General features: G+C 63.3%; 15 protein-coding genes. 9 read left to right on the top strand and 6 right to left on the bottom strand.

The features are described 5' to 3' along the window. From VE092_RS17575 to groL, 3 genes are all read left to right on the top strand, one after another. Positions 1 to 189, top strand: a 189-nt coding sequence (locus VE092_RS17575) for a hypothetical protein (RefSeq protein ID WP_324878969.1), incomplete at its 5' end; no start/stop codon positions are given. Continuing rightward, positions 186 to 476 carry a co-chaperone GroES gene (gene groES / locus VE092_RS17580; protein ID WP_006713122.1) on the top strand — a complete coding sequence of 97 codons (291 nt, stop codon included), beginning with the start codon at positions 186 to 188 and terminating at the stop codon, positions 474 to 476. The genes VE092_RS17575 and groES, both read left to right, overlap by 4 nt. A gap of 131 nt (positions 477 to 607) precedes the next feature. Beyond that, positions 608 to 2257: a chaperonin GroEL gene (groL, locus tag VE092_RS17585; protein WP_008325965.1), complete on the top strand. Its 1650-nt coding sequence runs from the start codon at positions 608 to 610 to the stop codon at positions 2255 to 2257. 284 nt (positions 2258 to 2541) lie between these two features. Here groL and VE092_RS17590 read toward each other — a convergent pair whose 3' ends face one another. The 3 genes from VE092_RS17590 to VE092_RS17600 all read right to left on the bottom strand — a co-directional run bounded on the left by VE092_RS17590 (position 2542) and on the right by VE092_RS17600 (position 4475). Then, positions 2542 to 3753, bottom strand: a complete 1212-nt coding sequence (locus VE092_RS17590; protein WP_324878973.1) for a porin — start codon at positions 3751 to 3753, stop codon at positions 2542 to 2544. Between the two features lie 225 nt (positions 3754 to 3978). Further along, positions 3979 to 4236: a type II toxin-antitoxin system YoeB family toxin gene (locus VE092_RS17595; RefSeq protein ID WP_324878975.1), complete on the bottom strand. Its 258-nt coding sequence runs from the start codon at positions 4234 to 4236 to the stop codon at positions 3979 to 3981. Continuing rightward, entirely contained in the window at positions 4233 to 4475 is a 243-nt protein-coding gene (locus VE092_RS17600) for a type II toxin-antitoxin system Phd/YefM family antitoxin (protein ID WP_324878977.1), read from the bottom strand. The genes VE092_RS17595 and VE092_RS17600 overlap by 4 nt, the downstream gene beginning before the upstream one ends. 425 nt (positions 4476 to 4900) lie before the next feature. Between VE092_RS17600 and VE092_RS17605 the strand changes: the two genes are divergently transcribed. The 3 genes from VE092_RS17605 (at position 4901) to VE092_RS17615 (ending at position 7466) form a co-directional block, all read left to right on the top strand. Beyond that, entirely contained in the window at positions 4901 to 5938 is a 1038-nt protein-coding gene (locus tag VE092_RS17605) for a methionine ABC transporter ATP-binding protein (RefSeq protein ID WP_324878979.1), read from the top strand. Beyond that, positions 5928 to 6581: a methionine ABC transporter permease gene (locus tag VE092_RS17610; RefSeq protein ID WP_324878981.1), complete on the top strand. Its 654-nt coding sequence runs from the start codon at positions 5928 to 5930 to the stop codon at positions 6579 to 6581. The genes VE092_RS17605 and VE092_RS17610 overlap by 11 nt, the downstream gene beginning before the upstream one ends. A gap of 87 nt (positions 6582 to 6668) precedes the next feature. After that, a complete protein-coding gene (locus VE092_RS17615) occupies positions 6669 to 7466 on the top strand; it encodes a MetQ/NlpA family ABC transporter substrate-binding protein (protein ID WP_324878983.1) in 798 nt (265 codons plus the stop codon). Between the two features lie 137 nt (positions 7467 to 7603). Here VE092_RS17615 and ylqF read toward each other — a convergent pair whose 3' ends face one another. Continuing rightward, complete coding sequence (ylqF, locus tag VE092_RS17620; RefSeq protein ID WP_324878985.1) at positions 7604 to 8566, bottom strand: ribosome biogenesis GTPase YlqF; 963 nt, start codon at positions 8564 to 8566, stop codon at positions 7604 to 7606. A 139-nt stretch (positions 8567 to 8705) separates the two neighbouring features. Continuing rightward, positions 8706 to 10133 (bottom strand): MFS transporter, encoded by a 1428-nt coding sequence (locus VE092_RS17625; RefSeq protein WP_324878987.1) that lies wholly within the window; start codon positions 10131 to 10133, stop codon positions 8706 to 8708. 174 nt (positions 10134 to 10307) lie between these two features. On the opposite strand from VE092_RS17625, the gene VE092_RS17630 reads away from it, so the two are divergent. Beyond that, a complete protein-coding gene (locus tag VE092_RS17630; RefSeq protein WP_324878989.1) occupies positions 10308 to 11198 on the top strand; it encodes a LysR family transcriptional regulator in 891 nt (296 codons plus the stop codon). A gap of 27 nt (positions 11199 to 11225) precedes the next feature. Here the strand turns inward: VE092_RS17630 and VE092_RS17635 are convergent, their stop codons facing one another. Continuing rightward, the gene (locus VE092_RS17635) at positions 11226 to 12167 is read right to left on the bottom strand and encodes a histone deacetylase family protein (RefSeq protein WP_324878991.1); all 942 of its coding nucleotides are present in this window, start codon (positions 12165 to 12167) and stop codon (positions 11226 to 11228) included. 200 nt (positions 12168 to 12367) lie between these two features. On the opposite strand from VE092_RS17635, the gene mltB reads away from it, so the two are divergent. Both mltB and VE092_RS17645 read left to right on the top strand, forming a co-directional pair. Then, positions 12368 to 13546 carry a lytic murein transglycosylase B gene (gene mltB / locus VE092_RS17640; protein WP_324878993.1) on the top strand — a complete coding sequence of 393 codons (1179 nt, stop codon included), beginning with the start codon at positions 12368 to 12370 and terminating at the stop codon, positions 13544 to 13546. Between the two features lie 75 nt (positions 13547 to 13621). After that, the coding region (locus VE092_RS17645) for a TonB-dependent siderophore receptor (RefSeq protein WP_324878995.1) at positions 13622 to 14613 on the top strand (992 nt) is incomplete at its 3' end.

Below are 14613 nucleotides of genomic sequence, written 5' to 3' on the forward strand. Positions count from 1 at the left end.
CCAGCACTTGATGTCTTGAAAATTCCGGAACCCATCCCTATACTTAGCACTCGTCACGGCAGAGTGCTAACAGCCCGCCGGGCGCAATCCCCTTTTTCTTGCGGTGAGGTTTGCTGCATTTGGAAGAAAACCGTTGCAGGCTTCGCCGCAATCAATGCTAACTTATTGAAAATTAAGGAGTTCTCATGAATCTTCGCCCTTTGCACGATCGCGTCATCGTCAAGCGCCTCGACCAGGAAACCAAGACCGCTTCCGGTATCGTTCTGCCTGATGCAGCGACCGAAAAGCCGGACCAAGGCGAAATCCTGGCCGTCGGCAATGGCAAGATCCTGGAAGATGGCAAGGTCCGCCAACTGGCCGTGAAGGTCGGCGACCGCGTCCTGTTCGGCAAGTACTCCGGCCAGGCCGTGAAGGTCGATGGCCAGGAACTGCTGGTCATGCGCGAAGAAGACCTGTTCGCCGTCGTCGAGAAGTAATTCGGCATCCGGCCCGTCTGTATCTTCATATATAGAGGGCCATCGGCAACAAGACAGCAGCCGGCGCTTGCCCCAGCTTTCAGCTACAAGCCCGGCGACATGAACTGAACCGAATTTCTGGAGAATCCAACATGGCAGCAAAGCAAGTTATTTTCGGCGATGAAGCACGCGCCAAGGTCGTCAACGGCGTCAACATCCTGGCCAACGCAGTCAAGGTGACCCTGGGCCCCAAGGGTCGTAACGTGGTTCTGGAGCGCAGCTTCGGCGCCCCGACCGTGACCAAGGACGGTGTTTCCGTCGCCAAGGAAATCGAACTGAAGGACAAGCTGGAAAACATGGGTGCCCAGCTGGTCAAGGAAGTGGCTTCCAAGACCTCCGACAACGCCGGTGACGGTACCACCACCGCAACCGTGCTGGCCCAGGCCATCGTGCGCGAAGGCTTCAAGTACGTCGCCGCCGGTTTCAACCCGACCGACCTGAAGCGCGGTATCGACAAGGCTGTCACCGCCATCGTCGGCGAAGTGAAGAACCTGGCCAAGCCCACCACCACCTCCAAGGAAATCGCTCAAGTCGGCTCGATCTCGGCCAACTCCGATGCGGACATCGGCGACATCATCGCCAAGGCCATGGAAAAGGTCGGCAAGGAAGGCGTGATCACCGTTGAAGACGGCAAGTCGCTGGAAAACGAACTGGACATCGTCGAAGGTATGCAATTCGACCGCGGCTACCTGTCGCCGTACTTCATCAACAACCAAGAGAAGCAGATCGTCGCACTGGACAATCCCTTCATCCTGCTGTTCGACAAGAAGATCTCCAACATCCGTGACCTGCTGCCGGTGCTGGAACAAGTCGCCAAGGCTGGCCGTCCGCTGCTGATCGTGGCTGAAGACGTCGAAGGCGAAGCCCTGGCTACCCTGGTGGTCAACAACATCCGTGGCATCCTGAAGACCGCTGCCGTCAAGGCTCCTGGCTTCGGCGACCGCCGCAAGGCCATGCTGGAAGACATCGCCATCCTGACCGGTGGCCAAGTGATCGCCGAAGAAGTCGGCCTGACCCTGGAAAAGGCCACCCTGGCTGAACTGGGCCAAGCCAAGCGCGTCGAGATCGGCAAGGAAAACACCACCATCATCGACGGCAACGGCGAAGCCGCTGGCATCGAAGCTCGCGTGGCCATGATCCGCACCCAGATCGGCGAAGCCACCTCCGACTACGACCGTGAAAAGCTGCAAGAGCGCGTGGCCAAGCTGGCCGGCGGTGTGGCACTGATCAAGGTCGGCGCTGCCACCGAAGTCGAAATGAAGGAAAAGAAGGCCCGCGTCGAAGATGCACTGCACGCTACCCGCGCTGCTGTTGAAGAAGGCGTCGTGCCTGGCGGTGGCGTGGCCCTGCTGCGCGCTCGCGCCAACGTCAAGGACCTGAAGGGTGACAATCCTGATCAGGAAGCCGGTATCAAGATCGTGCTGCGCGCCATCGAAGAGCCGCTGCGCCAGATCGTCTTCAACGCCGGCGACGAGCCGTCGGTGGTGGTGAACAAGGTACTGGAAGGTTCGGGCAACTTCGGCTACAACGCTTCCAACGGCACCTACGGTGACCTGGTGGAACTGGGCGTGCTGGATCCGGCCAAGGTGACCCGTTCGGCCCTGCAGAACGCAGCCTCCGTGGCCAGCCTGATCCTGACCACCGACGCCCTGGTGGCCGAAGTGGCAGAAGACAAGCCGGCCGGCATGCCTGGCGGCATGGGTGGTATGGGCGGCATGGGCGGCATGGACGGCATGATGTAATTGGCCTCCTGCTGCGGGCCATGGATGACATGGCCTGTGCTGCAAGAAGAAAACCCGCATCGGCGACGATGCGGGTTTTTTATTGGCTTGCAGCCATGGACTCGGTGGGGCCTGTCCATCTGCTTCGATTTCGTTCCTCTCCGCGGTGCAGGCCTGCCTCGCAGTTCACCCTAGCCTCATCCCGACTCCTGCCGGCAGCACCCGCGCAGGCATAAAAAAGAACCCGCATCCTTGGCAGGATGCGGGTCCGATCTGGCGTGTTTGCGCTTGCGCGGCAGTGCAGCTTAGAAGCTGTGGATCAGGCCGACATTCAGGCCGGTCTGACTGCGGTCGCCGCCTGGAATGCGGTCGCTGGCCGTGCCGACGTTGTACATGTCGTTGGAACGCAGATTGCGCGCGACAGCATAGGCGGTGCTGCGCTTGGACAGGTCATACTTGGCGCCCAGGTTCAACTGCACCAGGCGACCGTTGGAGCCCTTGACGAACTTGACGCTGGTGATCTGCACGCTGCTGATCAGCGACAGGGCCGGCATAAGCTTGTAGTTCACGCCGAAGTCCAGAGTCTGGCTGGATTCGTTGTTGGGAGCGCCGATGGCAAAGTCAGCCTTTTCAGCCGGCCTGTAGGCAGGATTCTTGAGCTTCGGATCGACCATCATCGCGAAGTTGTAGTCCTTCGGGTTGTAGTCCGGATGTGCTGCCGTCAGCGGCAGCTTCACGCGCGAGTACGAACCGTAGACCTTGGCCGGCCCGAACTGGTAGGAAGCGGCCAGGGTCCAGGTCTTCAGGCAAGTGTCGCCATTCTTGCCGGGGCCGTTGCAGGCTGCCGCGCCATTGGCGTCGCTGGCATTCTTGGCATCACCCATCTTGCTCTGGAAATAACCCAGGCCGACGTTCAGCGGGCCGTTCGCATACAGACCGCCCAGGCCGAACGATTGACCGGAGCCGGTGCGGCCTGCCTCTTCGCCGAAGCCATAGATCAGGCTGCCGGTGAAGCCATTGAAGTCGGGAGTGTTATAGCGGAGGGAGTTGTTGACGCGCTCGCCGTTGGTGCGGTCCAGATTCAGCGAGTGGACGCGGCTGACCACGCCACCGAAGTCACCCGGCGAGGTAATGCCGCCGATATCGCCCAGGATGTCCGTCTGACGACCGGCCAGGACGGTACCAAAATTGCCGGACAGCCCGACCGTTGCCTGACGCCCCCACAGCAAGCCCTTCTGGCCGGCCTCACCGGTATCGACGTTGAAACCGTTCTCGATGTTGAACACGGCCTTCAGGCCGCCGCCCAGGTCTTCGACGCCTTTTACGCCCAGGCGCGAGCCCTTCATCAGGCCGGAATCGAGTGCCACCTGACCGCCGGTTTCCTTGCCGGAAGTGATGATCTTGTTGGTGTAGGACAGGCTGGCATCGACCGAACCATAGACGGTGACACTGCTTTGCGCGTGGGCCGCGCCAGCGAAGGTACCCAGCACGGCCAGGGCCAGGATGGACTTTTTCATAGAGAACTCCGTAGTGTTTTGATTGCTGTTGATTGGCGGGCGCCAGTCGCTCTCTCGCGTGGCCACCCCCAGACTTCCCAAAAACGACTTCAAGAAGTTAGGCCAAATCTAAACCGTATTTATTTTCTCAATCGATTCATAATTTGAATTGCGTCGATTTATGAGAATTTTCTGTAGCTTTATAACAACTAAAGCACCTTATTCAAGCTCTTCCGCCGGCTCGCTTCAGTAGTGAAAACGACACAGATGGACGATGACGACCCCGGAGAAACGCTCGATCACGATCCGGTGCTCGCCGCACAGGCGGATGGCCCAGAGGCCTGGCAGGCAGAGCGGCAATGGCACCATGCGCGGCGCCGGCAGGGGGGTGCCGCGCTGCAGGCGGCGCAGCAGATGCAGCAGCTCGCGCGCCGTGCCGCGGTCGTGGCGACGCCACCAGGCCAGGTCCTGCCTGGCCTGCGGGCTGAGCCACAGTCGATTCATGGAGGGGTCTGGCCGGCGGACAGCATGGCGCGCAACTGCTGCAGGCTGCACAGCAGGCGTTCGGCATTGAGGTCGCTGCCCAGCAGGTGCAGCGCTTCCTGGACCCCGCGCCAGACTGATTCCCGGACCAGTACCAGGCTTTCGGCGTGCTCGCGGGTGAGGACTACTTCGTCGATATCGGCCAGCTCCAGCAGCTCATCGAGCCGGGCGCCCAGCTCCTTGGCAGGGTATGCGTACATGGGAGTCAGTGTGCGAGGCGGCAGGCGCGGCGTGTTACGCCACGTCCCACCGCAGGACCAGGGAAACGCAAAAAGATACGCCGGCCCGGCAGGCGGCCGGCTCTCTCTGCGCAAAATGCGGAAGCACCTCGAATTTGTTCGATATCCTTGTCGCGCAAGGACGGAAATCCTGTTCCACGGGAACCACGCGCCTGCCTGCAGGCCAGTCCCCGCGCGGCTTCCCGTCGCACGCTAAGATGCGAAGGTTATATGCATAGGCGAAAATTTATTTTCCCTATATAACCTGGTCGCCTTAAAATAGCGGCTTCTTATAAAAAATATCGATGGCAGTGGAGACCCGTGATCCGGCGACCGCCCGCGCGTCTCCCTGAGGGCTGCGCCGGGATGCCGGCGCCCGGAGGCCCGCTGCCATTTCTCTTCCCATCATGATCGAAATACAAGCTGTCACCCAGCGATTCGGCAATGTCGAAGCGGTGCGCAATGTCGAGCTGACGATCCGCAAAGGCGAGATCTTCGGCATCATCGGCCGCAGCGGCGCCGGCAAGAGTACGCTGGTGCGCACCCTGAACCTGTTGAACCGGCCCACCTCCGGTCGCATCATCCTGGACGGCCAGGACCTGACCTCGCTGTCGGCGGCCCAGCTGCGCGAAGCGCGTCGCGGCATCGGCATGATCTTCCAGCATTTCAACCTGCTGTCCTCGCGCAGCGTCTACGACAACATCGCCCTGCCGCTGGAGCTGGCCGGCAAGAGCAAGTCGGAGATTGCCGCCAAGGTCGAGCCGCTGCTGGAACTGGTGGGACTGACCGCCCTGCGCGACCGCTATCCGGCACAGATTTCCGGCGGCCAGAAACAGCGCGTGGGCATCGCCCGCGCGCTGGCCAACGATCCCAAGGTGTTGCTCTCGGACGAAGCCACCTCCGCACTGGACCCGGAAACCACCCGCTCGATCCTGGAACTGCTGCGCAAGATCAATCAGGAACTGGGTCTGACCATCGTCCTGATCACCCACCAGATGGAAGTCATCAAGGACATCTGCGACCGCGTGGCCGTGATGGAAGCCGGCCAGGTGATCGAACAGGGCGAAGTGCTGGAGGTGTTCCGCCAGCCGCGCCATGAAGTCACCCGCGCCCTGATCGGCGACGTCATTGCCCACGAACTGCCCAAGGGCGTGCTGGCGCGCCTGCGCGAACGCCTGGCCCGTGCCGATGCCGGCCAGGGCACCGACCACCTGTTCCGCTTCGCCTTCACCGGCAACGACGTGGACCAGCCGCACCTGTCGGAAGCGGTGCGCCGCTTCAACCTGAACTTCAACATCCTGCACGGCCAGATCGACGAGATCCAGGGCCAGGCCTTCGGCTCGCTGGCGATCCTCGCCAACGGCTCGCCGGAAGACATCAACCAAGCCATGCAATACCTGCGCGAGCAGGGCATCGTCGTCGAGGAGCTCAACCATGTCATCTGAACTGATTGATCTGTTCGTCAGCTCCTTCGGCGAGACGCTGATGATGGTGGTGATTTCCGGCGTGGTCGGTTCGCTGCTGGGTATTCCGCTGGGCATCGCCCTGCACATCACCGAAGACAAGGGCGTGCTGCCCAACGTGGTCTTCAACCGCATCGCCGGCCTGCTGGTCAACGCGGTACGATCCACCCCCTTCATCATCCTGCTGGTGGCGGTGATCCCGATGACGCGTTTCTTCGTCGGCACCTCCATCGGTACCGCCGCGGCCATCGTGCCGCTGACCATCGCCGCCGCGCCCTTCATCGCGCGCCTGGTGGAAACCGCGCTGCGCGAGGTCGACCACGGCCTGGTGGAAGCCGCACAGGCCATGGGCGCGACCACCTGGCAAATCATTTACAAGGTCTTGGTGCCAGAGGCATTTGCTGGTATCGTCGCCGGTCTCACGATCACCTTCGTCAGCCTGGTCGGCTATTCGGCCATGGCCGGCGCCATCGGTGGCGGTGGCCTGGGCGACCTGGGCATCCGCTACGGCTATCAGCGCTTCCTGCCGGAAGTGATGCTGGCCGTGGTACTGATCCTGATCGTGTTCGTGCAGCTGGTGCAATCCCTGGGGGACCTGCTGGTGCGCAAGCTCAGTCATCGCTGAGCACGCCAAGAGCGCCACGCGCAACCGGCATCGATAACACCGCGCAGCTATCCGCTGCGCATTTCAAAAAAGCTTGAAAGGAAAGTCATGAAGCGTCGTCAGTTGATTCAATTCATCGCAGGCCTGGGCCTGGCAGCCGGCCTGGTGTCGGCCCCCGCATTCGCGGAAGACCAGATCAAGATGGGCGTGACCGCAGGTCCGCACGCCGAGATCATGGAACAGGTCAAGAAGCTGCTGGAAAAAGACGGCGTGCAGATGAAGGTCATCGAATTCACCGACTACATCCAGCCCAACGCCGCCCTGGCCGCCGGCGATCTGGACGCCAACTCCTACCAGCACCAGCCCTACCTGGATGCGCAGATCAAGGACCGCGGTTACAAGTTCGTCAGCGTCGGTACCACCATCACCTTCCCGATGGGCGTGTATTCCAAGAAGATCAAGTCGCTCAACGACCTCAAGCAAGGTGCGCGCGTGGGCGTGCCCAACGACCCGACCAACGGCGGCCGCGCGCTGCTGGTGCTGCAGGCCAAGGGCGTGATCAAGCTCAAGGCCGATGCCGGTCTGAAGGCCACTCCGCTGGACATCGTCGAGAACCCCAAGAAGATCAAGATCATCGAACTGGACGCCGCCCAGCTGCCGCGTTCGCTGGATGACTTCGACGCCGCCGTCATCAACGGCAACTACGCCGAATCGGCCGGCCTGTCGCCGACCAAGGACGCCATCGCCGTGGAAGCCTCCACCGGCCCCTACGCCAACGTGATCGCCGTGCGTATCGCCGACAAGGACAAGCCCTGGGTCGCCAAGCTGGTCAAGGCCTACCACAGCCCGGAAGTGAAGAAGTTCGTGCTGGAAAAGTACAAGGGTTCCGTGATCACCTCCTGGTAATCCGCCTCCCCTGCAGCCTCCTTGCAGCAAACGAAAAGGCCAGCTTCGCGCTGGCCTTTTAGCTTTTCCGGAAGGGAAAATCATTTATATGATTTGACCGGGCCGGGAGGAAAACCGACAGAGCGGCACAGCCGCACTCAGTCCTTGCGCTCCCGGTGATCCGGCGCGTTGCGCCAATCGTAGTCCTCCTCCTCGTCTTCCTCATCCTCGGCCGGCAGGGCATCGGGGTTGTCGGTGGAACGGTAGGTCGCCAGCAGCTCGGCGCGCGACGCCGGGGTCTCCAGGGAGATGCGGCCCAGCGCACCGCTGCGGTAATCCTGCAGGAAGGTATGCGCGGCCTTCTCGAAATCGTAGTCGCCGCCCTTGAGACGGAAACCGCGCTTGGCCGCCACGCCCTCCACCACGGCCACGCCATCCATGCCCTCGGGATCGAAGCCATAGCGCGCCTTGAGCAATTGCGGATAACGCTGCAGCAGCAGGTCGGCCAGGAAGGTGGCGACCTCTTCCTCGATCAGCGCATTGCTGCCCACCGCATGGCTGGCGGCCAGCATCAGGCCGTCACTGGGATGCTCGATCTTGGGCCACAGCATGCCTGGGGTATCGGTCAGGACCATGTTGTTGCCCAGGTAGAGCCGCTGCTGGGTCTTGGTGACGGCCGGCTCGTCGCCCACCGCCGCCACGCGCTTTTTCAGCAGCGCATTCATCAGCGTGGACTTGCCCACGTTGGGGATGCCCATGATCATCATGCGCAATGGCTTCAAGGCCGTGCCGCGATGCGGGGCCACCTGCATGGCCAGCTTGGGCACCCGTGCCACGTCGGAGGGCTTCTTGCACGACAGCGCCACGGCGGTCACGCCCTTCTGGCTGTTGTAGTAGTCGATCCAGGCTTGTGTAGCCACCGGGTCGGCCATGTCGGTCTTGTTGAGGATCTTCAGGCAGGGACGCTGACGCGCATTGCGCAACTGCTCGATCATCGGATTGCAGCTGGCCTGCGGCAGGCGGGCATCGACCACTTCGATGACCATATCGACTTTTTCCATGCTTTCCGCGGCCTTGCGGCGGGCGGAGTTCATGTGACCGGGGAACCATTGGATGGACATGCGGGATTTCTTTCTGGTGCGTATTTCGTTGAAGGCGCTATTTTACGGCCCTGCCCCGCCAATCCCTAACAAATCCCCAATAAAACAGCCTGCCGCGCACAAGTCGGGGCAGGCTGTTGGACGGGTAACAACACCGCACTCAGGCGCGTCGGGTCACCCATTGCTCCTTGACAACACCCACGAAACGCCACACCAGCCACAGCGCCAGCCCGTAAGCGGCGGCCATGACGCCAAAGGCCAGGCCATTGCGCAGCCCCCAGCCGTCCACGCTGTGCAGGATGGCGCCCATCAGGGCCACACCGACCAGGGCACCGATCTGGCGATTGGCGTTCAGGGCCGCCGCCGCGCTGTTGGCGTGGGCCTTGCCGGCCACCTGCATCACCACCGTTGTCATGGCCGGGATGGCCGTGCTGATGCCCAGGTTGGCTGCAGCGCAGACCACGGCCAGCACCCAGTAGGGCGTGTCCGGGCGGAAGCTCATCGCTACCGCAGTAAACACCGTACCCACCGACAAACCCAGCAACAGCGGCACGCGCGGTCCCCAGTGCGCGGCCATGCGGCCCGACATCAGGTTGCCGAAGAACACCACGGCCATCATCGGCACCAGTTGCAGGCCGGTATGCAGAGCATCGGCTCCACGCCCCTGCTGCAGGAACAGCGCCAGGTAGAACAGGTTGCCGTAGATCCCGAAATTGATCATGAAGCCGATGCCATTGGCGGCCGCAAACTGCGGCGTGGCGAACAGGGCCTTGGGCAGCAGCGGTGCCACGCCGCGCAGTTCATGGCGCACCAGGGCGACGGCGGCCAGCACTGCCACTGCCAGTCCGGCCAGGATGCGCGGCGAGGTCCAGCCATAGACCGGTCCCTGGATCAGCACAAAGGACAGCCCGGCCAGCATCACCACCCCGGCCAGGTGGCTGTACAGATGCAGGGCACGGGCCTGCCCGGCCACCTGCGGGATGAGCTTCCTGGCCATCAACAGGCCCACCAGCCCGACCGGCACGTTGATGAGGAAAATACTGCGCCAGCCCAGCCAGTGGATCAGCACGCCCCCCACCAGCGGGCCGATGGCGGCGGCCAGGCCGACCGTGGCCGACCACACGCCCAGCATGCGGGCGCGCACACGGTCATCCTCGTAGACGTGACTGAGCAGGCTGAGCGAACTGGGCATGAAGAAAGCCGCACCCAGCCCCTGCAGCAGGCGCGCCGCCACCAGGAAGGGACCATTGGGCGCGGCGCCGCACAGCAGCGAGGCCAGCACGAACAGGAAAAGTCCGGCCAGGTACAGCTTGCGCGCGCCGAAGCGGTCGGCCAGCGCACCGCCTACCAGCAACATGGCGGCGAAGGTCAGGGTGTAGCCATCCACGATCCAGACCAGCGTGGATAGCGGTGCATCAAGACTGCTGGCGATATTGGAGAGACCGACGTTGACCACCGTCACGTCCAGCATGGCCATGACGAAACCGATGGCCAGCGCCACCAGCGGCAGCATGCCGGCACGATGCGTGACCGCGGAAGGCGGTGGGACGGCCGCGGCCGTCAGTTGTGGGCAGGGGGCGGAAGACATGAGGCGGATTCTTTCTGCACGAAGGGCGCGGGTGAGAGCGGCGGACCCGCTGCCGGAAGCGCCGGGGCGGGTGACGATGGCCAGATTCTAGGTCGCCCACATCATGCAATAAAGAGGTATAAACTCGGCAGGCCGATGCAAATCTGCATCACGATACTGACCGGGAGGTGCATCATGGATTGGGACAACGCCCGTATCTTTCTCGCCATCTACCGCGTAGGCACTCTGCGTGGCGCGGCCGAGCAACTGGAGATCGACCAGGCCACGGCAGGCCGACGCCTGGCTGCATTGGAAAAATCGCTGGGCGCGCGCCTGTTCCTGCGCACGCCCAGCGGCTACGTGCCGACGCCGGCCGGTGAGCTGGCGGCCACGGCGGCCAGCCAGATGGAACAAGGCGCCGAACAACTGCAGCGGCAGATGCAGGGGATCGACGAGCGCCTGTGCGGCGTGGTGCGACTGGCCGCCACCGACATCACGGCGCGCCATTTCCTGTTGCCGGCCCTGAAGCAACTGCGGGAATCCCATCCCACCATCAAGGTGGTGCTCACCACCTCCACCCAGTTGAGCAACCTGACCAAGCGCGAAGCCGACATCGCCGTGCGCACGGTGCGCCCGGACGCGCCGGACCTGATCACGCGCCATCTCAAGCGGCTGCACAAAGGCATGTATGCGTCCAAAGCCTATGTGAAAAAGCGGGGGCGGCCCGAATCCGGCAGCGGTTTGAAGGGGCATGACGTCGTGATCTACCCGTACAGCATCTCGCCGAACAAGTCCGAACAGATCTGTGGTGAATCCATCGTCCATGCCAACGTGGCCATGGAAGTCAGTACCGGGCTGGTGATGTACGACTGCCTGCAGGCGGGATTCGGGATCGGCGAACTGCCCACCCACGTGGGCGACGCTGCCAGCGGGCTGGTGCGCATCTGGCCGGAGCGGGCCACGCCCTACGACATGTGGCTGGTGCTGCACAGCGACCTGAACCGTACCGCCCGGGTGCGGGCGGTGGCCGATGCGATCATCGCGGCCTATGAGGCCTACGAAGCCGATGAACCGGTCACGGCCTAGCGCAGAGATACTCCCACGCTACAAAGCTCACTCCAGATCGGCCAACACCTTCAGGTGGGCCACCACGCTGCGCCCCAGCGCCGAGGGGCTATAACCTCCCTCCAGGCAGCTGACGATGCGGCCCTGGGCGTACTGGTCGGCGATCTTCATGATCTGCCGCGTGATCCAGGCGTAATCGGCCTCGACCAGCCCCATCTGGCCCATGTCGTCTTCGCGATGGGCATCGAAACCGGCCGAGATGAAGATCATCTGCGGCTGGTGCGCATGCAGCGCCGGCAGCCATTTCTCGGTGACCACCTGACGCACCGCACTCCCATCGGAGTAGGCCGGCACCGGTACGTTGACGATGTGCGACTCGGTCGGGCCATCGCCGGAGAAGGGATAGAAAGGATGCTGGAAGAAACTCACCATCAGCACCCGTGGATCATGGGCAAAGATGTCTTCGGTGCCATTGCCGTGATGCACGTCGAAATCGATCACCGCCACCCGCTGCAGCCCGTGCACGTCGATGGCATGCCGGGCCGCCACCGCCACGTTGTTGAACAGGCAAAAACCCATGGCCTTGTCGTGCGTGGCGTGATGCCCGGGCGGACGCACGGCGCAGAAGGCGTTGTCCAGCTCGCCGGCCAGCACCGCATCGGTCGCCGCCACGGCCGCGCCGGCTGCGCGCAAAGCGGCATTCCAGCTGTACCGGTTGATCAGGGTCTCGCCGTCGATGGAGTAATAGCGCTCGCCCGACAGGGTCAGCGCATGACTGTGTTCGCGCACGTAATCCACGGCCGCAGCCGTGTGTACCCGCTCCAGCTCGGCCGGATCGGCCAGCGGCGCTTCCCGGCGGTCGAGGAATTGATCGATGCGGCTCAGGATCAACTGGTCTTCGATGGCCTCCAGACGGGCGGGGGCCTCGGGGTGCCAGTCGCCCATTTCGTGGCGCTGGCAGTCGGCATGCGTATAGATGGCGGTGGTCATTATTGCTCTTGTTACTATCAGGCAAGCCGTGGCCGGCCGGGTTGTCTCATCGGGCTAGTGTACATCCGCTGTCGCGCATCGTGTACGCAAGCGGGGTGTGCGACATGCACCAGCACGGGGCGAGATGGCCGATGCGGTATACTTGCAGGCTTGTCCTGCCCCCTGCTCCGCTGACCAGATCGCTTCACCGCTTGCCGCTCATGCCCATCTCCCTGCCTCGCCTGACTTCGTCCCTCTCCACCCTGTTGCTCGCCGGCCTGTGCGCCCTGGCGCCGGCAGCGCATGCGCAGGACGGCAAGCCTGTGGAAAAGAAAACCCAGAAGAAGCCGGCAGACAAAAAAGCCGGCAGCGACAAAGCCAAGCCCAAGGCCAAGCCGCAAGCAAAGTCGGCAGCGAAGAAGAAAGTCGTGGCAGACGACCAGGGCGAGTTCGTCAACTTCAATGACTGGAAGGACGTCGGCCGCTTCATCGACGAGATGGTCGAGCGCAACCAGTTCCAGCGCAGCGACCTCAACGATCTCTTCGCCAAGACCCGTTATGTGGACAGCGCCATCCAGCTGATCAAGCCGGCCCCCAGCACCAAGCCCAAGAACTGGAGCGCCTATCGCGCCCGCTTCGTGGAACCGGTGCGCATCAATGCCGGCGTCGAGTTCTGGAACACCTATGGCGTGGCGCTGGCGCGCGCCGAGGCGCAGTACGGGGTGCCGATGGAAATCATCGTCGGCATCATCGGCGTGGAAACGGTCTACGGCCGCAACACCGGCAACTTCCGCGTCATGGATGCGCTCACCACGCTGGCCTTCGATTACCCCAACACGCCCAATCGGGAGGCCCGCATGGCCTTCTTCCGTGGCGAGCTGGAAAACACCCTGCTGCTGGCGCGCGAGGCCGGCATCGATCCGCTGTCGCTGCGCGGCTCCTATGCCGGCGCCATCGGCTGGCCGCAATTCATGCCCGGCAGCATCCGCGAATATGCGGTCGACTTCGATGGCGACGGCAAGATCGACCTGCGCAATTCGCCGGTGGATGCCATCGGCAGCGTGGCCCACTATCTGTCCGTGCATGGCTGGCAGCGCGGCGAACCGGTGGCCTTCCCGGTCACCGTCTCGACCGACAACCTGCAATGGCAAGCCATGCTCAACCAGGGCCTGGAAGCCAAGTACAGCGAAGACCAGTTGCACGCAGCCGGCATCTCCACCCCGCCGCTGCCGGCCGGTCAGCGCTTCGGCCTGGTCGACCTGCAGAACGGCACCGGCCCCACCGAGTACTGGATCGCCACCAATAACTTCTACGCCATCACACAGTACAATCGCAGCTACTTCTATGCGATGTCGGTGGCCGACCTCGGCCGCGCCGTGGCCGTCGCCCGCAATCGCTGAGCCGGCTACCACGCTGGCCGATACGACGGAGCGCCCGGCGCTCCGGCTCTCCTACCCTCCACGATCAGAACCAACATGAAACGCATTGCACCCCTGGCCTCCACGCTGATGCTGACGCTGGCCGGCACCTCGCTCGGCCTGTCGGCCACTGCCCGCGCCGCCGATGTCGGCGACGACAAGGGCGAAGCGCTGCCCACGGTCAACGTCACCGCCAGCGGGACGACCAGGGATGGCGCGCGCCCTCGATCAGCCGCCGTGGCCGGTTTCGACGATGCGCCGCTGCTGGACACCCCGGCCTCGGTGGCTGTGGTCACGGCCGCGCAGATGCGCGACCAGCAATCGCGCCTGCTCTCGGACGTGGTCAAGAACGATGCCGCCATCAACGAGAATTACGCTCCGGTGGGCTATTACGAGAACTTCAGCATCCGTGGCGTGACGCTCGACCCGGCCAGCGCCTATCGCATCGACGGCCTGACGGTGACCGGCGAACAGAACATCGCGCTGGAAAACAAGGAACGCGTCGAATTCCTCAAGGGCGTGGCCGGCCTGCAGGCCGGTGTCAGCAGCGCCGGCGGCATCGTCAATTACGTGACCAAGCGCCCGGCCGATGTGCGCTCGATCACCCTGGGTACCGATTCCTACGGCTCGCGCTACCTGGCCACCGACCTGGGCGTACTCTTCGGCGAACAGAAACAGTTCGGCCTGCGCATCAACGCCGCGCATGAAGACATCCACTCCTACGTCGACCATGGCGATGGCTGGCGCGACTTTGCCTCGCTGTCGGCGACCTGGGCGCTATCGTCCAAGACGCTGGTGCAGTTAGATGCCGAATACCAGCAGAAGGCGCAGCACTCGGTAGCCGGCTACCAGCTGCTGGGCGGCACCACCCTGCCCTCGGGCGTCTCGCCCAGGACCATGCTGACGCCGCAATCGTGGGCGCAACCGGTGCGCGACAGTTCGCTGAACTACCGCCTGCGCGTGGATACCGAATTCAATGCCGACTGGCGCGGCTACGTGCAGGCGGGGCGCAGCCGGGCGGTGATCGATGATTACCTGGCTTTCCCGTA

It is taken from the genome of Herbaspirillum sp., from assembly GCF_035644555.1.
GTDB lineage: Bacteria > Pseudomonadota > Gammaproteobacteria > Burkholderiales > Burkholderiaceae_D > Herbaspirillum.

Coding starts and splice junctions, on each gene's coding strand:
- VE092_RS17610 (WP_324878981.1), top strand. CDS start 5,928: ATGTCATCTGAACTGATTGATCTGTTCGTCAGCTCCTTCGGCGAGACG.
- ylqF (WP_324878985.1), bottom strand. CDS start 8,566: ATGTCCATCCAATGGTTCCCCGGTCACATGAACTCCGCCCGCCGCAAG.
- VE092_RS17625 (WP_324878987.1), bottom strand. CDS start 10,133: ATGTCTTCCGCCCCCTGCCCACAACTGACGGCCGCGGCCGTCCCACCG.
- VE092_RS17605 (WP_324878979.1), top strand. CDS start 4,901: ATGATCGAAATACAAGCTGTCACCCAGCGATTCGGCAATGTCGAAGCG.
- VE092_RS17600 (WP_324878977.1), bottom strand. CDS start 4,475: ATGTACGCATACCCTGCCAAGGAGCTGGGCGCCCGGCTCGATGAGCTG.
- VE092_RS17595 (WP_324878975.1), bottom strand. CDS start 4,236: ATGAATCGACTGTGGCTCAGCCCGCAGGCCAGGCAGGACCTGGCCTGG.
- VE092_RS17590 (WP_324878973.1), bottom strand. CDS start 3,753: ATGAAAAAGTCCATCCTGGCCCTGGCCGTGCTGGGTACCTTCGCTGGC.
- groL (WP_008325965.1), top strand. CDS start 608: ATGGCAGCAAAGCAAGTTATTTTCGGCGATGAAGCACGCGCCAAGGTC.
- VE092_RS17630 (WP_324878989.1), top strand. CDS start 10,308: ATGGATTGGGACAACGCCCGTATCTTTCTCGCCATCTACCGCGTAGGC.
- VE092_RS17615 (WP_324878983.1), top strand. CDS start 6,669: ATGAAGCGTCGTCAGTTGATTCAATTCATCGCAGGCCTGGGCCTGGCA.
- mltB (WP_324878993.1), top strand. CDS start 12,368: ATGCCCATCTCCCTGCCTCGCCTGACTTCGTCCCTCTCCACCCTGTTG.
- groES (WP_006713122.1), top strand. CDS start 186: ATGAATCTTCGCCCTTTGCACGATCGCGTCATCGTCAAGCGCCTCGAC.
- VE092_RS17635 (WP_324878991.1), bottom strand. CDS start 12,167: ATGACCACCGCCATCTATACGCATGCCGACTGCCAGCGCCACGAAATG.